This is a genomic window from Halomonas sp. AOP12-B1-6, assembly GCF_052379225.1.
In the GTDB taxonomy this organism is placed as follows: Bacteria; Pseudomonadota; Gammaproteobacteria; order Pseudomonadales; family Halomonadaceae; genus Vreelandella; species Vreelandella casei.
This window is the reverse complement of record NZ_JBQSYK010000004.1, coordinates 1-18,665: the sequence shown is the minus strand read 5'-3', so window position 1 is coordinate 18,665 and position 18,665 is coordinate 1. Positions and strand designations below refer to the sequence as shown.

General features: G+C 53.9%; 19 protein-coding genes. 3 read left to right on the top strand and 16 right to left on the bottom strand.

Going from position 1 to position 18,665, the window contains the following annotated elements:
- Positions 1-56: 56 nt before the first annotated feature.
- Positions 57-776, bottom strand: coding sequence for a sigma-E factor negative regulatory protein (locus ACT3TR_RS12690; RefSeq protein WP_193062670.1), 720 nt, complete (start codon positions 774-776; stop codon positions 57-59).
- Between the two features lie 319 nt (positions 777-1,095).
- Positions 1,096-1,695 carry an RNA polymerase sigma factor RpoE gene (gene rpoE, locus ACT3TR_RS12685; RefSeq protein WP_193062668.1) on the bottom strand — a complete coding sequence of 200 codons (600 nt, stop codon included), beginning with the start codon at positions 1,693-1,695 and terminating at the stop codon, positions 1,096-1,098.
- Between the two features lie 447 nt (positions 1,696-2,142).
- Between rpoE and ACT3TR_RS12680 the strand changes: the two genes are divergently transcribed.
- The gene (locus ACT3TR_RS12680; protein WP_193062666.1) at positions 2,143-3,219 is read left to right on the top strand and encodes a 3-deoxy-7-phosphoheptulonate synthase; all 1,077 of its coding nucleotides are present in this window, start codon (positions 2,143-2,145) and stop codon (positions 3,217-3,219) included.
- Between the two features lie 164 nt (positions 3,220-3,383).
- Here ACT3TR_RS12680 and dinG read toward each other — a convergent pair whose 3' ends face one another.
- Entirely contained in the window at positions 3,384-5,513 is a 2,130-nt protein-coding gene (gene dinG, locus ACT3TR_RS12675; RefSeq protein WP_444625564.1) for an ATP-dependent DNA helicase DinG, read from the bottom strand.
- A 5-nt stretch (positions 5,514-5,518) separates the two neighbouring features.
- Positions 5,519-6,793, bottom strand: a complete 1,275-nt coding sequence (rhlB, locus tag ACT3TR_RS12670; protein ID WP_096280517.1) for an ATP-dependent RNA helicase RhlB — start codon at positions 6,791-6,793, stop codon at positions 5,519-5,521.
- A gap of 145 nt (positions 6,794-6,938) precedes the next feature.
- Between rhlB and ACT3TR_RS12665 the strand changes: the two genes are divergently transcribed.
- Together ACT3TR_RS12665 and xthA are read left to right on the top strand one after the other, a co-directional pair.
- Entirely contained in the window at positions 6,939-7,184 is a 246-nt protein-coding gene (locus tag ACT3TR_RS12665; RefSeq protein WP_096280520.1) for a hypothetical protein, read from the top strand.
- Positions 7,184-8,011, top strand: coding sequence for an exodeoxyribonuclease III (gene xthA, locus ACT3TR_RS12660; protein ID WP_444625565.1), 828 nt, complete (start codon positions 7,184-7,186; stop codon positions 8,009-8,011). The genes ACT3TR_RS12665 and xthA overlap by 1 nt, the downstream gene beginning before the upstream one ends.
- Here xthA and ACT3TR_RS12655 read toward each other — a convergent pair.
- The 12 genes from ACT3TR_RS12655 to ACT3TR_RS12600 form a co-directional block, all read right to left on the bottom strand.
- The gene (locus ACT3TR_RS12655; RefSeq protein WP_444625566.1) at positions 8,008-9,072 is read right to left on the bottom strand and encodes a tetratricopeptide repeat protein; all 1,065 of its coding nucleotides are present in this window, start codon (positions 9,070-9,072) and stop codon (positions 8,008-8,010) included. The two genes, xthA and ACT3TR_RS12655, sit on opposite strands and share 4 nt — an antisense overlap.
- A 4-nt stretch (positions 9,073-9,076) precedes the next feature.
- Entirely contained in the window at positions 9,077-9,838 is a 762-nt protein-coding gene (locus ACT3TR_RS12650) for a TonB family protein (RefSeq protein WP_444625567.1), read from the bottom strand.
- Positions 9,835-10,242, bottom strand: a complete 408-nt coding sequence (locus ACT3TR_RS12645) for an ExbD/TolR family protein (RefSeq protein ID WP_193062654.1) — start codon at positions 10,240-10,242, stop codon at positions 9,835-9,837. Before ACT3TR_RS12645 ends, ACT3TR_RS12650 begins: the two co-directional genes overlap by 4 nt.
- Entirely contained in the window at positions 10,235-10,777 is a 543-nt protein-coding gene (locus ACT3TR_RS12640; protein WP_444625568.1) for a MotA/TolQ/ExbB proton channel family protein, read from the bottom strand. The genes ACT3TR_RS12645 and ACT3TR_RS12640 overlap by 8 nt, the downstream gene beginning before the upstream one ends.
- Before the next feature lies 1 nt (position 10,778).
- Complete coding sequence (locus tag ACT3TR_RS12635) at positions 10,779-12,056, bottom strand: MotA/TolQ/ExbB proton channel family protein (protein ID WP_444625573.1); 1,278 nt, start codon at positions 12,054-12,056, stop codon at positions 10,779-10,781.
- Positions 12,057-12,178: 122 nt separating this feature from the next.
- Positions 12,179-12,961 carry a DUF3450 domain-containing protein gene (locus tag ACT3TR_RS12630; protein ID WP_193062650.1) on the bottom strand — a complete coding sequence of 261 codons (783 nt, stop codon included), beginning with the start codon at positions 12,959-12,961 and terminating at the stop codon, positions 12,179-12,181.
- Between the two features lie 239 nt (positions 12,962-13,200).
- Positions 13,201-14,172 carry a class 1b ribonucleoside-diphosphate reductase subunit beta gene (gene nrdF / locus ACT3TR_RS12625; protein WP_096280544.1) on the bottom strand — a complete coding sequence of 324 codons (972 nt, stop codon included), beginning with the start codon at positions 14,170-14,172 and terminating at the stop codon, positions 13,201-13,203.
- Positions 14,173-14,246: 74 nt separating this feature from the next.
- Positions 14,247-16,442, bottom strand: coding sequence for a class 1b ribonucleoside-diphosphate reductase subunit alpha (gene nrdE / locus ACT3TR_RS12620; RefSeq protein ID WP_193062646.1), 2,196 nt, complete (start codon positions 16,440-16,442; stop codon positions 14,247-14,249).
- The gene (gene nrdI, locus ACT3TR_RS12615; protein WP_193062644.1) at positions 16,424-16,858 is read right to left on the bottom strand and encodes a class Ib ribonucleoside-diphosphate reductase assembly flavoprotein NrdI; all 435 of its coding nucleotides are present in this window, start codon (positions 16,856-16,858) and stop codon (positions 16,424-16,426) included. The genes nrdE and nrdI overlap by 19 nt, the downstream gene beginning before the upstream one ends.
- A 14-nt stretch (positions 16,859-16,872) precedes the next feature.
- The gene (nrdH, locus tag ACT3TR_RS12610) at positions 16,873-17,094 is read right to left on the bottom strand and encodes a glutaredoxin-like protein NrdH (protein WP_096280553.1); all 222 of its coding nucleotides are present in this window, start codon (positions 17,092-17,094) and stop codon (positions 16,873-16,875) included.
- Between the two features lie 250 nt (positions 17,095-17,344).
- On the bottom strand, positions 17,345-17,956 hold the full coding sequence (locus tag ACT3TR_RS12605; protein ID WP_193062642.1) for a superoxide dismutase: 612 nt from the start codon (positions 17,954-17,956) through the stop codon (positions 17,345-17,347).
- A gap of 105 nt (positions 17,957-18,061) precedes the next feature.
- Positions 18,062-18,665: FAD-binding protein (locus ACT3TR_RS12600; RefSeq protein ID WP_444625569.1), on the bottom strand; the 604-nt coding region annotated here is incomplete at its 5' end.

Genomic DNA, 18,665 nt, shown 5'->3' with positions numbered 1-18,665 from the left:
TATTTCTTAGCACGCTCTACTCACCTAACAGTACTCCACCGAGTGATGGCAGATAATTAACGCTGGCCCAGCGGCTCAGTTACCGCTGAAGAGCGCATGAGCGGCATCCAGCTGTCGCCACTTCCATAAGCAGCACTTTGAGTATGTTGCTCTAAATAGGATTGCAGCATGCCGATCTGATCAACGTTAATATTAGTCCCTTGCGAGGCGCTAATACCCTGAGATGACTGGGCAGAGAAGCCTGCTTCACTAACATTCATCAGGCCGCTCTGAGCTGACTGGCCACTAATTCGAAAAGGCGTAGGCTCAAACATAGGCATATCAGCATTTGATGCCATAGCAGGCTGGGCGGCTAAATTGACTGGCTGTACCTGGCTAGTCGCATTAGATGATGCGGCAATACCGCCACCACCCTGGCTCTCAGACAAACCGTTGCCAAAGAACTGTACGCCAGAGATCACCATTAGCGATACGGCGGCCGCAACACCCGCACCGCGGGCGAAGGAGATCCCACCGCTACGCGTAGCAACACGCTCTTCAATATCCATGGAAGGAGCGGACTCGTCGCGCAATCGGGCCATAATGCCAGCAGAAAGGTCAAGGCTTACATCAACCCCTCTTTCACGCTGCATCATGCTGCGTGCTAAATGGTAACGCCTCCATGTCTCTGCGGCACCGTCATCATTAGGCAGTGCTTTCAACACTCGGCGTAGCTCAAGCTCATCACTCTCGCCATCCATTAACACCGAAAGTGATTCCCGTGTGTTTTGACTCATACTTCACACCCTCACACTGTTTAAAAGAAGTACTGAGGCAACGCTTGCGAGTTAAACGCGCTATCGCCCCGACGACTTCACTGGCCAAAACAAGTCTTAACAACTGCTGCTTAAGGCCCATCATTTCAATCTTTTGCCAAGTAAGACTTTTGTCAATTAAGGCGCTTGCCAATTAAGGCGTTTGCCAATTAAGACAGTGCCTACTAATCAAGGCAGTCAGCTCTATGACGCGTCATTTCCCAGACAGTTCACAAAAAAGTAAAAGCTAATTCTTGTGAAGGCATTCCTTGCCAGCCATATTGCTTGTTACTTCTGACCATCATTCATCGCGGCTGTTCCGTGCCGTGGAAACAAGCGGACGAATATGTTCGTCGACTGCTTCGCGAGCACGAAAAATACGCGAACGCACGGTGCCTACCGGGCACTGCATCACCTGCGCTATATCTTCATAGGCAAGGCCATCTAACTCGCGCAAGGTAATAGCCGTACGCAGGTCATCGGGCAGGTTAGCGATTGCCTGGTAGACCGCCGCCTCTAACTGGTCCCTGGCAATGGCGGCTTCTGGCGATTCAGAGTCTGCTAATCGCCCGCTTTGATCGATAATCTCAGCATCAACAATATCTAAATCGCTACCGGGCGGCCGACGCCCCCGCGAAACTAAATAGTTTTTCGCCGTATTGATCGCAATCCGATACATCCACGTATAAAAAGCACTTTCCGCGCGAAACTTGCCTAAGGCGCGGTACGCCTTAATAAATGCCTCCTGCGCTACATCCTGAACTTCAGAGTGATCGTGTACGTAGCGGCTAATTAAACCAATAATTTTATGCTGGTATTTTTTTACCAGCAGATCGAAAGCGCGCGTATCACCTTTTTGAGCACGTTCAACAAGCTGTTGGTCTGTTTCCCGAGTGCTCATTCACACGCTCCTCAAGCTCGTACGGCATGCGCCGAGCCCCATTCCTATTAGCCCTAACCAGTGGGCGTTCACAGCAAGCAGCATAGCGTCCCTTGGGCATTGATTAATAATAAGTGAAAGTAAACGGCGAACGTATCGTCCACACCTGTTGCCACATTCTATGATAAAGCTATATTTTTTTAACAAGCTAAGTTTTTAACAACCTAAGTTTTTTAACAACCTAAGCGCGTTGAGCCGCTACATTTTATAACAAAGTGGCGCCAGTGTTACGCGTTCTGTGCGGCGCATCAAGCGCTTAATCTGAATACATAAAAACCTTGTGGCTGACACTTTTCGACTACCGATAGTTCCACAGCAATTGATTTTTACCTGCTCAGCAAGCGATAGTAGGCGCCACTTTTATCGCCCCTCACTTTTTTCAGCCATTACGCAAGCACAGGTAGCAAGATGTCAGAACAACAGGTTAATAACCTTAACGTCCTCGCTCAAGACGTACTCACCACACCAGAAGCCCTCAAGAATGCAGTACCGCTCACCGCTGCGGCAGAGCGCACCGTCATTGAGGGTCGCCAAACCATCCAGAATATCCTAGATGGCAACGACCCGCGACTGCTGGTCGTTGTCGGCCCATGTTCAATTCACGATGTCGATGCTGCGCTGGATTACGCTCGTCGCCTACGCACATTGGCCGATCAAGTCAGCGACAGCCTGTATATAGTCATGCGCGTATACTTCGAGAAGCCGCGCACAACGGTGGGCTGGAAAGGCCTTATTAATGATCCGCATCTCAACGACTCTTTTGAGATCGATGAGGGCCTGCACATCGCGCGCAAGCTGCTGGTCGATCTTGCCGAAATGGGCCTACCTTTGGCCACCGAAGCGCTGGACCCAATTTCGCCGCAGTACATGCAAGACTGCATCAGCTGGTCAGCCATTGGTGCACGCACCACCGAGTCCCAGACTCACCGCGAAATGGCATCTGGCCTTTCTTGCCCCGTCGGGTTCAAAAACGGTACAGACGGCAGCCTCGATGTCGCTATTAACGCGCTTGAGTCTGTTGCCAGCCCGCACAATTTCTTGGGCATTAACCAGGCCGGCCAAGTAGCCATCATTCGTACGCGCGGCAATGCCTACGGCCATGTAGTCCTGCGTGGCGGTAACGGCAAGCCCAACTACGACAGCGTAAGCGTGGCACTCGCAGAGAAAGAGCTGAAAAAAGCCAAGCTCTCACCCAACATCATGATTGACTGCTCTCACGCCAACTCCAATAAAGATGCGGCGCTACAGCCACTAGTATTAGAAAACGTCACTAACCAAATTTTGGAAGGTAACACTTCCATTATTGGGCTGATGATTGAATCTAATATTGGCTGGGGCAATCAGAAACTAACTGAAGACCTCAGCCAGCTTCAGTATGGCGTATCCATTACCGATGCATGTATCGACTGGGACACCACGGTAGAAGCTTTCAACCGCATGAACGATAAACTCACCGTTCCACTGTCTAAGCGCATTGGCCAGTAAGTCTTACTAATCAAGTAAGCGCTCATTAAGAAAAAACGTTTAATCCCCGCCACGGCGGGGATTTGTGTTTTTTAACAGCCCTGCTCCAAACACGCCTACCTGAACAGCTGCCCCTAAAAAGCCTTTCTAAGAAAACCCCTCAGAGATCTCATCACGGCGGTACTTTATTGGACAATTTCACGCCGAAAAGGCGGCAGTGCGTCCAGCAAGGCTTGCCCGTAACGGCGGGTAATTACACGTTTATCTAGCAAGGTAATCGTGCCGCGATCGCTTTCTTTACGAATCAATCGCCCACAGGCCTGAACCAGTTTTATAGACGCATCGGGCACGCTAATGCGCATAAAGGCATTACCGCCCTGGCTCTCTATCCACTCTGCTAAGGTGGCGCCCACCGGGTCATCGGGCACCGCAAACGGCAAGCGCGTAATGACCACATGAGTTAGATAATCGCCCGGCAGATCGATACCTTCAGCAAAACTAGCCAAGCCAAAAATAATGCTGCCATCGCCCTTATCAACCGCTGCACGATGCCTTTCGATCAGCTCACGTTTGGGCAGTGAATCCTGCGCCAATACGCGAGCTTTAACGCTAACAGGCAATGCTTTATCGACTGCGCGCAGCTGCGCACGAGAAGAAAACAGCACCAGCGCAGCCTCTTTGTCGGCCAGCTGAGAGACAAAGCTGACGATGGCTCTCTCGTGAGCCTCCCTATCGCTAGGATCAGTCGCCTCTTTCGGCACTCGCAACACGGCATTGGCATAGTCAAACGGGCTAGGCAATGCCTGATAACGATAGCGATTAGCCAGACCCGCGCGCTCTTGCAGGCGCTCAAAGCGACCTAGCGCCGTCAACGTCGCCGAGGTCACTACCGCGCCGTGACAGCGGCCCCACAAATGCTTAGCCAGGGTATGGGCAGCCGACACGGGGCTGGCCGAAAACTCAATTTCCGGCTCTCCTACTACACGGCTAAGGGTAATCCAGCGAGCGCTTGGCGCCTCATTAGCCGCATCCTGCTCGCTAAATGCCTGCCACAATGCGTGAGCCTCCAAAGCCCGCCCATGAAGTAGCGCCACTAGAGGCAGCCACGTTTCGGCCTGCTCGCGATCTAAGCCGGTTTGCTTATCAGGATCCAGGCTTTCACGCAAAATATCGCTGATACTTTCAAGACAGCGCGACAGCGAGGCAAACATAACCAGCAGCTGCTGGGCCTGCTCGCGCAGCGCATCCGGAATCTGCCCCTTCTCAAATCGCAGTTGATGAGTCGCCTCTTCATCGGCTAACCCATTCGGCCGCCCCGCCAGCTGATGGCCCACGCTAAATACGTCACCCAGCGTAGGCTCAAGGTTATGAATCAACTCAGGCAAGCTTGTCAAAAGCCGGGCGACGGTGGGTTGAACGGCCAACCCCTGATGCAAGTCAGTCAGGCTGGTTCTTAACGTCTTCAACCAGCGCAAACAGCCGTGCACCGCAAAACGATGCGCAAAGTGGGAAAGCGCCTTCTCAGGCAGATGGTGGCCTTCATCAAACACGAAAATGCAGTCTGCCGGATCGGGCAAAATAGCACCGCCCCCCAGCGCTAAATCAGCTAGCACAAGATCGTGGTTGGCAACGATGACGTCGGCATTTTCAAGCTCACGCCGCGAACGAAAAAACGCGCAGGCACCAAAATGCCCGCAGCGCCGGCCCGTGCACTGGCGATGATCGACCGTTAAGCGGCGCCAATGCGCATCGTCAATGGCCGCCGGCCAATTATCACGATCGCCTTCCCACTCCCCCTGGCCGTATGCCTGCGCCATATCGCTAGCGAGTACGCTAAAATCGCTACTTTGTGTTTGCAACGACTGCTCAAAAAGCGAAAGCGTTGGGTTGGGGTCAGTACCTTCCAGCTCTTGATCCAAACGTGCCACGCAAACATAGCGACCTCGCCCTTTCGCTAATGCGTAGCGAAAGGCAATGCCGCTATGGCTAGCCAACGAAGGTAAGTCCTGGTTGAGCACCTGCTCTTGGAGGGCGACCGTTGCGGTCGATACAATTAGCCGCTTGCCTCGCGCCTTAGCAATCGGTAGCGCGGCAATCAAATAGGCCAGCGTCTTCCCCGTACCGGTACCCGCTTCCAGCACGCAGACGTGGGTATCGTTAGTCCGTTTACCCTCGCTATCACTTTCGATATTACCGAGGGTGCGGGCAATTTCGGCGATCATCATGCGCTGCCCGTAGCGCGGGGTTAGCCCAAGGCCTTCCACCACGCGACGATACGCGTCTTGAATCTCGCCTTTTAGGGCTGTATCAAGCATGCGGTTTAGAGCATACCTTCCGGCGGATGTACGCAGGGCAGCTTGTCGTTGATGTACTGCTCGATTTCCGGCAGTGAAAACGCATCTTCCTCACCGACAAAGCTAATCGAGACGCCCTTCGCACCTGCACGCCCGGTGCGTCCAATACGATGCACGTAGTCTTCAGGATCTTCAGGCAGGGTGTAATTGATGACGTGGCTTACATCTTCAATATGAATCCCACGGCCGGCCACATCGGTTGCGACCAATACCTGAATTTCGCCTTCACGAAAGCTTTCCAGCGTTTTGATACGCTGATTTTGCGGCACATCGCCCGACAGCATCGCCACGCTAACGCCGGCTTTGCTGAGCAGATCATTCAGCTTACGCACCAAATCACGGCGGTTACCGAAGACCATGACGCGCTCAAAGCTTTCCTGCTGTAGCAAATTAACCAGCAAGCGTTGCTTGTCATCATCTGACACCAAGTAAACGCGCTGATCTATATCTGCCTGGTTTTCAACCGTCACTGCTATTTCGACGTGGGCAGGATCAAGCGTCCACTGGCTGGCAAGATTGAGAATGTCGTCGGTAAAGGTAGCCGAGAACAGAAACGTTTGACGCTCTTCTGTTTTCGGCGTGTAGCGAATAATCCGCTTCACATCAGGAATAAAGCCCATCGACAACATACGGTCGGCTTCATCTAGCACCAGTACTTCGACTTCACTGAGATCAATATCACGCTTTTGGTGGAAGTCCAGCAAGCGCCCTGGCGTTGCCACCAGAATATCGATTTTGCTACCCAGGCTCTCACGCTGCTTCTGATAGTCCATACCGCCGACGACGCTGGCCACATTGAGCTGCGTAAAGCGTGCTAAGGCTTTGGCATCTTTTTCAATCTGCAGCGCTAGCTCGCGGGTAGGCGCAATGATCAGCGCGCGTGGTGCACCCGGCTTTTGACCATCGGGCGTGGGCTCTTCTAGGAAGTAGCTCATGACTGAGATCAAAAAGGCGGCTGTTTTACCGGTTCCCGTTTGCGCTTTGCCGACAATGTCGCCACCTAAAAGCGTCTGGCGCAGGGCCTCAGCTTGAATAGGCGTGCAGTATTCAAACCCTTGGGCATGAATAGCGCGCATCAGTGGTAGCGGCAGATCAAAGTCATGAAAGCGCCACTTGCCGGCCACGGCAGGCACCTGAAACTGACGAAGATCCCAGCTCGACTGGCGACGACGCGGCTTCCGACGGCGGCGTTTTGGCTTGCGGTTCTGGGCCGGTGCTGTGGTCTGTTCCGACTCGCTCATAGGCTGTCTATCTGTCCATTGCTGTGGAGGTTAGGCATTAAGAAGTGCGCATTGTACCAGGGCTTGGCGATAAGAGCGCGTCCTGCTGTCGAAGGAGGCCCAAGGCCTGTTAGAATAGCCGTCAAATCGACGTAAGGAGCGCGACATGACGCGTAAGAAAAAAACTCGCTCACTGGCCGACAAGGTTACTATACGTACCGGACGGCGCAAAGATTACAAAAAATGGCGCCACGACAATCCTGATCAAGTGGTTTCCTCGGTGCGTTTTGTAGCCAAAAAGCAGCAGCAGCGCAAGCTGCAAGCGGTGAAAAAGCTCGCCCGCCAGCAGAGCGGCCAAACCATTGCTATTCATCCTGACAAGCCTGACAGCCCTAAAGGAAGCGACTCGTAATGCGCTTGGTTTCGTTCAATATCAACGGCATTCGTGCGCGTCTTCACCAGTTACAGGCACTGATCGATACCCAGCAGCCTGATGTGATTGGCCTGCAGGAAATCAAAGTACAAGACAGCGAATTCCCGCTCGCAGACGTAGAAGCTATGGGCTATCACGTTTTTTATCACGGTCAAAAGGGACATTATGGCGTTGCCCTAATGTGCCGCCAAGCGCCGCAAGACGTGTTTTACGGCTTTCCTGATGATGAAGAAGACGCACAGCGCCGCATGATTGGCGTGCGCCTGCTAGCTGACGATGGTGACCCCGTAACGATCTGGAATGGCTACTTCCCTCAGGGTGAAAACGTTACGCATCCCACCAAGTTTCCGCATAAAGAACGCTTTTATGGCCAGCTCGCCAGATTGCTTAACGAACAGCATCGACCTGACGAGCGGCTAGCAGTGATGGGCGACTTCAACATTTCGCCCGAAGACCAGGATATCGGCATTGGTGAAGCTAATCGCAAGCGCTGGCTACGCGAAGGCAAAGCCAGCTTCCAACCGATTGAGCGTGAGTGGCTCTCTGGCATTAAAGCCTGGGGATTAACCGATAGCTATCGTCTTTGCTACCCCCATATCGACAATCGCTTCAGCTGGTTTGACTACCGCTCCAAAGCGTTTGATCAAAATCCCAAGCGCGGCCTGCGCATTGATTACATCTTGGTCACCAAGCCACTGGCCGAATGCACCACTGAGTCAGGCATTGACTATGACCTGAGAGGCATTGAGCGCCCTTCTGATCATGCGCCGATTTGGAGCGATTTTAACCTAACGCTCAAAGCTTAGCTAAAACTGGCTAGCCACTGCTCGGCTTCATCGTCGCCTAACGCTGACGCTCGAGTGAACGCCTGTTTCGCCTGCTGATCGTCACCCCAGGCGTAAGCTAACTGGCCATAGGCACGCCAATCAGCGGCGGACTCGGTATGTAGCGCTAAGGCCTGCCAGGCATTCAGCGCATTTTCAGCATGCTTTGCCTGCTGCCAAGCGCTGGCCAGCAGGCGCAACGTTGATTCCTCACGGACAATAGCGCCTTCACTCAGCGCTTGCTCAAGATACTCTGCCGCCCGGGCAGGCGTCCCTCCCGCAAGATGCAGCTGAATTAACAACCAGCGATCCTCAGGCTGCGTTAGCTTACCCAGCTGCCATGCCATGTCCCATAGGCCAGCGGCAACGTTCGCCTGCCCCGCCTGCTGAGCCAGCCCAGCCGCCTCTCGCCATTGAGCGGCTTCGCTTTGAGCATCCAAACCATCCAGCAAACGGCTCAACGCCTGCTCACCCCGCCCTGCGTTTCGATAAACGGCCAGCATTAAGGTGTGCTGAGCGTCACTAGGCTGTGATGTTTGTTCCAGCGCTGTCTCAAGCCAGCCAGCGGCTTCATCCCAGCGCTCTTGTTGGGCAAGCAACCGGGTTAGCTGCCAGCTAGCATCGCCGTCTTGATGATTAGCCAACCACTCACTAAGCAGTTCAATTGCCTGGTCACGCTGACCGGCAGCGCGATGCAATGACGCTTCTTCTCGCAACCACTGTGCCGCCTGCTCGCTATCAACGCCATTTAATCCGCGGGCAATGGCCAGCCTATCGGCCGCCTCACCTGGCTGGTCCTGGCGCATCAATGCACCGGCTGCAAGCTGCTGATAGAGCGCGCTAGCCCAGCGGTCTGACTGATTACCGCCGGCTAATCGCTCCGCCTGCGACGTCGCCCGCTCGGCAACATCACTTAAGAGACCTTGCTGCAACTGGCGCTGCAATCCAGTGAGATCAGCAATAACATCGCCCTTCAGCGCAGGGCTTGCAAGCGCTCCGGCAGACCAGACGCTGAGTAATACAATAGACATCAGACGTTTCATAGCGCTACCTCAACTCAAACTCGATCCGCTGGGTGGCATTGCGCAACTGATCGCTGGGTTCAAATTGCCACTGGGCAATAGCTTGCTGCGCCGCCTCTTCAAACACTCGGCGCGGCTGCGCGTTAGTGACGCGTATAGAAGAGGCGTCAACGCTGCCATCACGACGAATCATAAAGGCCACTTCTACAAAACCTTCCATGCCCCGACGCTGCGCACGCGATGGATAGCTGGGGTTAACCCGGCTAGTCGGCGTGGCCTGACCAACGCTCACGGGCTCATTAGAGGGCGCAGGCTCAGCCTGTGGCGCGGCTTCACGTTCGGCGGGCGCTGCTTCCGAGGCACTAGATGCAGCTTCCCGCTGAGTAGGCGCGGGCTCCGCAGGTGCCGGCTCAGGCCGTGGCGTTGGCGCAGGCGTCGGCTCCGGCGTAACTTCGGTCAACTCAGGTAGTTCACTGTCCATCTCAACCGGCTCGACAGGCTCATCCGGCAGTTCAATTTCAGGCATGCTAATCGCGCTGTCTGATACTGGCGGTGGCTCGGGTGTAGGCATGGGAGGCGGCGCCTGCTGCGGTGCAGCCTCGGCGGGTTGCGGTGCCGGGGCTTCTTGCTCAGGCGCGACGTCAGGCATTTCCACCATATTCATGGCCATGCTCATGGTTATCTTTTCTGGCGTGCGCTCCGGCGGGGTCACTAATTGCGCCAGCAGCCAAAACAAGCCTACCGCCAATACCGCGCCACCTAATAACGACAGCCCTTGCCGCATCATGGCCTGCTCCGACTCGCTGCCACCGCCACCTGGTCGACTCCCGCCTCACGCAAACGGTCCATGACTTCAATCAATAGCCCGGTGGTGGACGCGCGGTCTGCCTGGATAACGACAGAGCCATCTTTACTCAACATACCGGCAACCTGCTGACCAATCCGGTGCACGTCGACAGGGCTGCCGTCGACCCAGACCGCACCCTCAGGCGAAATAGCCACCAGCACCTGAGCATCCGGGCGTGGGCTGGCAGCACTGGACTCAGGACGTTCAATCTCGACACCGCTCTCTTTGACAAAGCTCGTGGTGACGATAAAGAAAATCAGCATAATAAACACGACATCAAGCATCGGAGTGAGGTTGACCTCATTGCTCTCCGCATTGTTATCTATAGAACGGCGTCTACGCATCACTTTCCTCCAACGCCCGAGCCAAGCGATCATGCAGCCGCTGGTCTTCACGACGAATCACGTGTTCTAAGCGGCTAATAAACAATAGCCCTACCACCGCAATGGCCATACCGGTCAGCGTGGGCAGCGTGGCTCGCGCCACGCCATCCGCCATAGCGCGAGCCTGATGGGTTTCACTTAGCGACAGGCTATCAAACACACTGATCATGCCTGTCACCGTACCCAGCAGACCCAATAAGGGGCATAGCGCCACCAGCAGCTTCAGCCATGGCAGCGGTTTGCGCAGTTTGGCCACCAATGCTTCGGCCCACACTTGGCGCAATGTCCGCGCGCTCCAACTGGCGTGGTCACTGCGAGCGGCCCAGCGATGCAGTAGCTGACGCCGGGCCACGCGCCAAGTGATGCGGTAGTACCACCAGCGCTCCATGGCCATGGCAAAAACCAGTACGGCCACCACCGCTAGCACCACTAATACAGCGCCGCCAGCTTCCACCAAGCGCTCAACGGGTTCGAGCCATAGAGGAAGAGAGGACATGTTAAGTCACCGTATGAGCGGGCGCGTGGGTCTCAAGGTGGTCGGCCAATGTCGCACTCGCCTGCCCTTCGATCACGTGCGTTAAATAGCGGCTACGGCCAGCAAGCGCGGTCTGCACAAAGAGCAGCGGCACCGCCGTAATGAGGCCAAGCACGGTGGTAACTAGCGCTTGGCTAATCCCACCTGCCATTAACTGAGGGTCACCGGTACCAAAAACGGTAATCGCCTGGAAGGTCACAATCATACCGGTCACGGTACCCAGCAAACCGAGTAACGGCGCAATAGCCGCCAGCAGCTTAACCATGGGCTGGCTTCGTTCAAGCTTCGGCAGTTCAGCCAACACCGCTTCGTCTAAGCGTGCTTCTAATGCCTCTGAGGTTTGATGCTTATCCATACCCTCAAAGCGCAGCAGTACACGCCCTAGCGGATTATTGGTTTGCAGCTGGCTTAGTGATTGGCGCTGACGATGTACGCGCATGCTCACCAGCACCAGATACGCGTACTGCCCTAAGCCAACCACGAGACCAATAACACCAAGCACTACAACGACATATCCCACATAGCCGCCCTGCTGAAAACGCTCCCATAAGCTGGGCTGCTGAGCGAGTGCCTGCAGCACGCTGCCCTGGGTTGGGTCAACGGCAAACACACGGCTCTCATCCTGAAAATAAGCAGGCAATAGCGCACCAATTTGCCGTGGGGTACGAGGCAACACCGCCAAACCGCCGTCTCCCTCGCTGCGCTGGAGCAATTCAGACTCGCTAAAAATAGCAAAGTCGCCCAGCCGCACAACGGTTTGAGGCGCTATGTCGCCATTCGCGTCCGCCACCGCTAGCTCAAGATGCTCCGCGCGCCCAGTACTGGCGGTCAATGCGGCTAGCCGGTCCACCACGTTTTCTAACTGGTGGCGCTCCAACACTTCCACATTATCCAAGCGCGGCGGCAGTGCCTCTTCACTTATTGCCAGAAGGCTATCACCGCCTAGCTCATTGCGAACATCCGCACTGTGCTGAGCCAGACTCGCCAGCAAGCCGGACATTGCCTCACCCTGTTCAGACTGACGCTCAGTTAACTCACTGGCCTGTTGCGCCTGTTCTGCCTGCTGCGTCTGTAGCGCTTCGTACTGCTGCTGAGCATCCTCATTCTCAGCACGCGCCTGCTCCAGCGCAGACGCTAAAGCCTGCTGATCGTCTATAAAGCCCATTAGCCGCTGCTGATCACGCGTTTCGGCGGCCTCGCGGGCCTCGCGCAGCGAGGTAGTGCTATCAGTCTGCGCCATTGAAACGTCGCTGACCGCTACCAGCCCCACTAAAGCGCAAGCATAGCCAACTCGGCGAAGAGATAACCGATGAAGAGCTAAACGATGCGTCGATAGGTAATCAGTAATTAAGCAAAAACGGCTCATGGCTGCTCTCCCCGCGGTTCACTGGCACTGATCGAGAGCGGCAAGGTTAATAGGTCAGGGGCACGCTGGTCTTCCGCCATGCGCAGCCCGTTGCGCACTTCGCGCAGGTAGGAATCATCCAGGGCCTGCCATGCGGCGTCTTGTGCATTCCAAACGCCACCTTCACGCCCATCCGGTGTCAGGTAGTAAAAGCCGATACGCCCAATACGCAAGAAGTCCACTTCCCGCTCCCGCCCATCTTGTTGCAAACGGCCACGCCAGCTGTCGATCTCGCGCCCGTAGTTAAGCTCAACGCGCCACGCTTCAAGCAGCCCGCCAATACGCTCAATGGTATCCGCGCCCTGCTCATCTTGCTGGCGCTCAACGCGCGCTAGGCGCTCATCGCGTAGAAATGGCAGATCACTTTCGATCCACTGGCTTAGCTGCTCGGACATATTTTGTTCAATCACGGGAAGCGCTGCACGCGTTTCTTCCAGCGTATCTAACGCGGTAGCAAGGCGCTGCTGACGCTCGGCTTCTGAAGCTAAACGTCCGGCCAAGGAGGCGTTATCAGTCGTTAACTGTCGGCTTTCACGCTCTAAACGGCGCAACTCTTCTAACTGAGAGCGCGTTTGCTCATCAGCGGCATCTATCTGTTCCTGGAGAGCTGCCTGGGTTTGCTGGGCTTGTACACTTTGGGCCGCTTGAGCCACTGCTTGATCACTTGCCATTAGCGCGCTGCTGGCCAGCACTCCCGCTAGCCAACATCCACGCAAAGCAAAGAAAGGCCTGTTCAGCACGTCGACTCTCCGTCACTGAGTAGCGGGCAACTGCTGCCGCCCGACTAGAAGCTAATTAGGTATTAGAACGATTTGCGTTCATCTTTTACGACGCATAGCCTACCACTAATAGAATTAATGACAATATTTATCATTAACAATTAGCCGATGTTACGCCCAACATTTGCATAAAAAAAAGCGGCAACTCTGATGAGTTACCGCCTTTAATAATAGTCTAGCCTAGCTTTCAGCGTGCGCGATTAAAACGCCCAGTCGTCGTCTTCAGTGGCGACGGCCTTACCAATCACGTAGGAAGAGCCCGAGCCTGAGAAGAAATCGTGATTCTCATCGGCGTTGGGTGACAGCGCGGCCATGATAGTAGGGTCAACATCAGTGACGCTGCTGGGAAACAGTGGCTCAAACCCTAGGTTCATCAGCGCTTTGTTGGCGTTGTAATGAAGGAATTTTTTAACATCTTCACTCAAGCCTACCTCGTCATACAGCGACTCGGTGTAGCGCACTTCGTTATCGTACAGTTCCAGCAACAGCTCATAGGCGTAATCTTTCACCTCTTGCTGTCGTGCCGGTGTCGCTTCAGCCAATGCCTGCTGGAACTTGTAGCCGATGTAGTAGCCGTGAACCGCTTCATCACGAATGATCAAACGAATCAGGTCAGCGGTATTGGTCAGCTTGGCATGGCTTGACCAGTACATCGGCAGATAAAAGCCGGAGTAGAACAAAAACGACTCAAGGAAAACGCTGGCCACTTTACGCATCAGCGGATCATCGGAGCGGTAGCGCTCTAGGATCAACTGAGATTTCGCCTGCAGCGTAGGGTTCTCTTCACTCCACCGGAATGCATCATCAACATCGCGCGTGGCGCAAAGCGTAGAGAAAATAGAGCTGTAGGAGCGCGCATGCACCGACTCCATAAAGGCGATGTTGGTATAAACCGCCTCTTCGTGAGGCGTACGCGCGTCTTCCATCAGCACCGGCGCACCAATGCTGCTTTGAATGGTATCTAGCAGCGTAAGGCCGGTAAATACTCGAATTGTCAGCTGTTTCTCTTGCTGGGTCAGCGTATTCCACGACTGGATATCGTTAGAAAGCGGCACCTTTTCGGGCAGCCAGAAATTGCTGGTTAAGCGATTCCAGACTTCCAGGTCTTTATCATCCTGAAGCCGATTCCAGTTGATCGCGTCAACCCGCGACAAACGTTGCATGGTGTTCATGACATTGCTCTCAAAGCTCGGTTAGCAAAACGTAGCGTTCAATAATAGACACGGGGCGCAAAGCGCTTTGCTGGTTACAGCGTGCACGAAACACAGCCTTCCACTTCGGTGCCTTCTAACGCACTCTGACGCAGACGAATGTAGTAAAGGGTTTTGATGCCTTTACGCCAAGCGTAAATCTGCGCTTTATTGATGTCGCGCGTACTGGCGGTATCCGGGAAGAACAGCGTCAGCGATAGGCCCTGATCAACGTGCTGCGAAGCTTCGGCGTAGGTATCAATGATTTTTTCCGGACCAATTTCATAGGCGTCCTGGAAATAGTCAAAATTAGCTTCATTCAGGAAAGGCGCCGGATAATAAACACGGCCAAGCTTACCCTCTTTACGAATCTCAATTCTCGCCGCCACCGGATGAATACTGGAGGTAGAGTTATTGATGTAAGAGATCGACCCGGTAGGCGGCACGGCCTGCAAGTTACGGTTATACAAACCGTGTGCCATGACCGATGTTTTCAGCTCCTGCCAATCCTGCTGACTCGGCAAGGCAATCCCGCTTTTCTCAAACAGCTCACGCACTTTATCAGTACGCGGTAGCCACGCTTGATCGGTATATTTATCGAAGAAGGTGCCAGAAGCGTAGGTAGAGTCTGCAAAGCCTGCAAAAGTGCCGCTGTGCTCAATGGCTAAGCGATTAGATGCGCGGATGGCATGGAAAGCCACGCAGTAGAAATACAGGTTGGTAAAATCCAAGCCTTCATCAGAGCCGTAATAAATATGCTCCCGCGCCAGATAGCCGTGCAGGTTCATTTGACCCAAGCCTATCGCCCGCGACTGCGCATTGCCTTCAGCAATAGAAGGTACGCTGCGTAGATTGCTCATTTCCGACACGGCCGTGAGGCCACGGATAGCGATTTCTACGCTGGTACCGATATCGCCTGCGTCCATTACTTTGGCGATATTCATCGAGCCCAGATTACACGAGATGTCTTGACCCACATGGCGGTAGCCAAGGTCTTCGTCATATTCGGTGGGCGTATTAACCTGAAGAATCTCAGAGCAAAGGTTACTCATATTGATACGGCCAGCTATCGGGTTAGCCCGGTTGACCGTGTCTTCAAACATAATATACGGATAGCCCGACTCAAACTGCAGTTCAGCCAGCACTTGGAAAAACGCTCGCGCATTAATTTTGTGCTTGCGAATACGCGCATCCGCCACCATTTCGTGATACTTCTCGGTGACGCTGATATCACCAAACGGCACGCCGTAAACACGCTCTACATCGTAGGGCGAGAACAAATACATGTCGTCGTTGCGCTTGGCGAGTTCAAAAGTAATATCCGGAATCGTTACGCCCAACGACAGCGTTTTGATGCGAATTTTCTCGTCGGCGTTTTCCCGCTTGGTATCCAAGAAGCGCAGGATATCCGGGTGGTGGGCATTAAGATACACCGCCCCAGCCCCCTGACGGGCGCCTAGCTGATTAGCGTAGGAAAAGGCGTCCTCCAGCAACTTCATAATCGGAATGATGCCCGACGACTGGTTTTCTATACGCTTAATGGGCGCGCCAGACTCACGAATATTGGTCAGCAAAAAGGCCACACCACCGCCGCGCTTAGAGAGCTGCAGCGCGGAGTTAATCGCCCGGCCAATCGACTCCATATTGTCTTCAATACGCAGCAAGAAGCACGATACTAGCTCGCCACGCTGCTGCTTACCGCAGTTCAAAAAGGTAGGCGTAGCGGGCTGAAAACGTCCGCTGATAATTTCATCCACTAGCGACTTAGCCAGCGCCTCTTCACCGCGTGCAAGCGTCAACGCCACCATGCAGACACGGTCTTCGTAGCGCTCTAAGTAGCGCTTGCCGTCAAACGTCTTCAGGGTATAGCTGGTGTAATACTTAAAGGCGCCCAAAAAGCTGGGAAAGCGAAATTTGTACGCATAGGCCTGTTCAAACAGCGCTTTTACAAAAGCAAAGCTGTACTGCGCAAGCATTTCGGCTTCGTAATACTGCTCTTCAACCAAGTAATCGAGCTTTTCTTCCAGCGAGTGGAAGAACACCGTATTCTGATTGACGTGCTGTAAAAAATACTGCCTCGCCGCCTCGCGGTCTTTGCTTAGCTGCAGTTCGCCATCGGCACCGTACAGATTGAGCATGGCATTAAGCGCATGATAATCCAGAGTACGCGTCTCAGAAGCCGCCGCTGGCCGCTTTGCTTCTGCCCCGTTTTGTGTGACTGATTTTTTTGTGGCTACGCTTGTCGTTTCCAAAACTCTACTACTCCTTTGCGGACATTGGCGACGTCATCGTCGGTGCCAAAAAGTTCGAACCGATACAGCAGAGGGACGCTACACTTTTTCGCAATAATACGGCCAGCTAGACCATACGCATCGCCAAAATTAGTATTTCCCGCTGCGATCACCCCCCGCAGGAGGTGGCGGTTATGTACATCGTTGAGAAAATGAATGACCTGCTTTGGCACCGCGCCCTGCGCCCCGCCGCCACCATAGGTAGGCGTAATTAGAATAAAGGGCTGGTCGATGCGTACAGCAGGCTCATCTCTATTCAGCGGCAGCCGCGTTGCGGCGAAACCAAGCTTTTCTACAAAACGATGGGTATTACCTGACTTGGTAGAGAAATAAACCAACGTGCCGGCTACCGATATTTCTGAGCAATTTACCAGCATGACAATGATCTAATCTAGGCCAGTGCTTGAATACGATCAGGACGGAAACCCGACCAGTGATCTTCACCTACAACGACGACAGGAAGCTGGCGATAGCCAAGCGCTTCGACTTCTTCTTGCGCACCAGACTCCGCAGTAATATCGATAACCTTATACTCAAGGCCCTGCTTATCAAGCGCGCGATATGTAGCCGTACATTGCACACACGCAGGCTTGCTATAAATCTGAATTTCCATGGATATTCCCCTGTTCAAAGCGGCATTTTTAGGATAGAGCACATGTAGCGCCTCTCCCCTCTCAAAGGCACCATGGATACTATATATAGACTACTTAAAAATCAATTCAAGCACATGTGGTATTTTTATTTTTAGTTGTATTGACAATTCAGCGCTAACTCTGCGCCCCATAACGAAAAAACCGCCCACTAAAAAGTGGACGGTTTTTCACAGCTTTACGAGCAAACGTCGCTAGTAAATCACTGCACTATCAGCTAATCGCTGCTTGGTAGCGACGCTCAACGTCTTCCCAATTCACAACGTTAAAAAACGCGGCAATGTAGTCAGGACGCTTATTTTGGTATTTCAGATAGTAGGCGTGTTCCCAAACATCCAGAACGAGCAGCGGCGTGTTGCCGTGCATCAGCGGGCTATCCTGGTTCAACGTGTTTTCCACTACCAGCTTCTTCTCGGGCGTCAGAGACAACCACGCCCAGCCGCTGCCAAAACGACCAACCGCCGCTTTCTTGAACTCTTCCTGGAAAGCTTCTAAGCCACCCAGTTCAGCGTCGATTGCTTTAGCAACATCGCCCTGCGGCTTACCACCAGCGTTAGTCGACAGCATCTGCCAAAACATAGAGTGGTTGGCATGGCCGCCGCCATTGTTGATAACCGCTTGGCGCTTGGCTTCTGGAACGCGATCCAGATTAGCAACCAGCTCTTCAACGGGAACATCTTCAAGACCTGTGCCTTCTAGCGCGGCATTCAGGTTAGTGATGTAGGTTTGATGGTGACGAGAGTGATGAATTTCCATCGTCATCGCATCGATGTTTGGTTCGAGAGCGTCATATGCGTACGGCAGTTCGGGTAATGTATGTGCCATATCATCATCTCCTTGAGTGGCTTTCGTTGCTTACACTACTGATATGCGGTCAGCCCGCAGATTTTCAACCACCGAAGTGGTTTTTCTTACTCTTTATCTTAGCACCTACAGCTTGCTTTCAAACTCAGGCAGAATCTCGAACAGATCACCGACCAGGCCGTAATCGGCCACTTGAAAGATCGGCGCTTCGTCATCTTTGTTGATCGCGACGATCACTTTAGAGTCTTTCATGCCCGCCAGGTGCTGAATCGCGCCAGAAATACCCACGGCAATGTACAAGTCCGGTGCGACGATCTTGCCCGTTTGCCCGACCTGCATGTCATTAGGCACAAAGCCTGCGTCAACCGCGGCGCGAGAGGCGCCAATGGCCGCGCCCAGCTTGTCAGCAATGCCGTCGAGCAGCTTGAAGTTCTCGCCATTGCCCATGCCGCGACCGCCGGAGATCACCACCTTGGCGCCGCCTAGCTCGGGCCGGTCTGACTGGGCCAGCGCTTCTTTGACAAAGCGGGACTGGCTGTTTTCAACCACCGTATCGACTGCTTCCACAGAGGCGTTGTTACCTTCGCCCACGGCATCAAAGCCGGTGGTGCGTACAGTGATGACTTTCAGCGCATCGTCACTTTTCACCGTGGCAATCGCATTGCCGGCATAAATCGGGCGCTTGAAGGTGTCAGCGCTTTCGACGACAATAATGTCAGAAAGCTGGCTA

Excerpts from the sequence above, each read along its gene's own strand:
- ACT3TR_RS12690 (WP_193062670.1), bottom strand. The coding sequence starts at position 776 with ATGAGTCAAAACACACGGGAATCACTTTCGGTGTTAATGGATGGCGAG.
- rpoE (WP_193062668.1), bottom strand. The coding sequence starts at position 1,695 with ATGAGCACTCGGGAAACAGACCAACAGCTTGTTGAACGTGCTCAAAAA.
- ACT3TR_RS12680 (WP_193062666.1), top strand. The coding sequence starts at position 2,143 with ATGTCAGAACAACAGGTTAATAACCTTAACGTCCTCGCTCAAGACGTA.
- dinG (WP_444625564.1), bottom strand. The coding sequence starts at position 5,513 with ATGCTTGATACAGCCCTAAAAGGCGAGATTCAAGACGCGTATCGTCGC.
- rhlB (WP_096280517.1), bottom strand. The coding sequence starts at position 6,793 with ATGAGCGAGTCGGAACAGACCACAGCACCGGCCCAGAACCGCAAGCCA.
- ACT3TR_RS12665 (WP_096280520.1), top strand. The coding sequence starts at position 6,939 with ATGACGCGTAAGAAAAAAACTCGCTCACTGGCCGACAAGGTTACTATA.
- xthA (WP_444625565.1), top strand. The coding sequence starts at position 7,184 with ATGCGCTTGGTTTCGTTCAATATCAACGGCATTCGTGCGCGTCTTCAC.
- ACT3TR_RS12655 (WP_444625566.1), bottom strand. The coding sequence starts at position 9,072 with ATGAAACGTCTGATGTCTATTGTATTACTCAGCGTCTGGTCTGCCGGA.
- ACT3TR_RS12650 (WP_444625567.1), bottom strand. The coding sequence starts at position 9,838 with ATGATGCGGCAAGGGCTGTCGTTATTAGGTGGCGCGGTATTGGCGGTA.
- ACT3TR_RS12645 (WP_193062654.1), bottom strand. The coding sequence starts at position 10,242 with ATGCGTAGACGCCGTTCTATAGATAACAATGCGGAGAGCAATGAGGTC.
- ACT3TR_RS12640 (WP_444625568.1), bottom strand. The coding sequence starts at position 10,777 with ATGTCCTCTCTTCCTCTATGGCTCGAACCCGTTGAGCGCTTGGTGGAA.
- ACT3TR_RS12635 (WP_444625573.1), bottom strand. The coding sequence starts at position 12,056 with ATGGCGCAGACTGATAGCACTACCTCGCTGCGCGAGGCCCGCGAGGCC.
- nrdF (WP_096280544.1), bottom strand. The coding sequence starts at position 14,172 with ATGAACACCATGCAACGTTTGTCGCGGGTTGACGCGATCAACTGGAAT.
- nrdI (WP_193062644.1), bottom strand. The coding sequence starts at position 16,858 with ATGCTGGTAAATTGCTCAGAAATATCGGTAGCCGGCACGTTGGTTTAT.
- nrdH (WP_096280553.1), bottom strand. The coding sequence starts at position 17,094 with ATGGAAATTCAGATTTATAGCAAGCCTGCGTGTGTGCAATGTACGGCT.
- ACT3TR_RS12605 (WP_193062642.1), bottom strand. The coding sequence starts at position 17,956 with ATGGCACATACATTACCCGAACTGCCGTACGCATATGACGCTCTCGAA.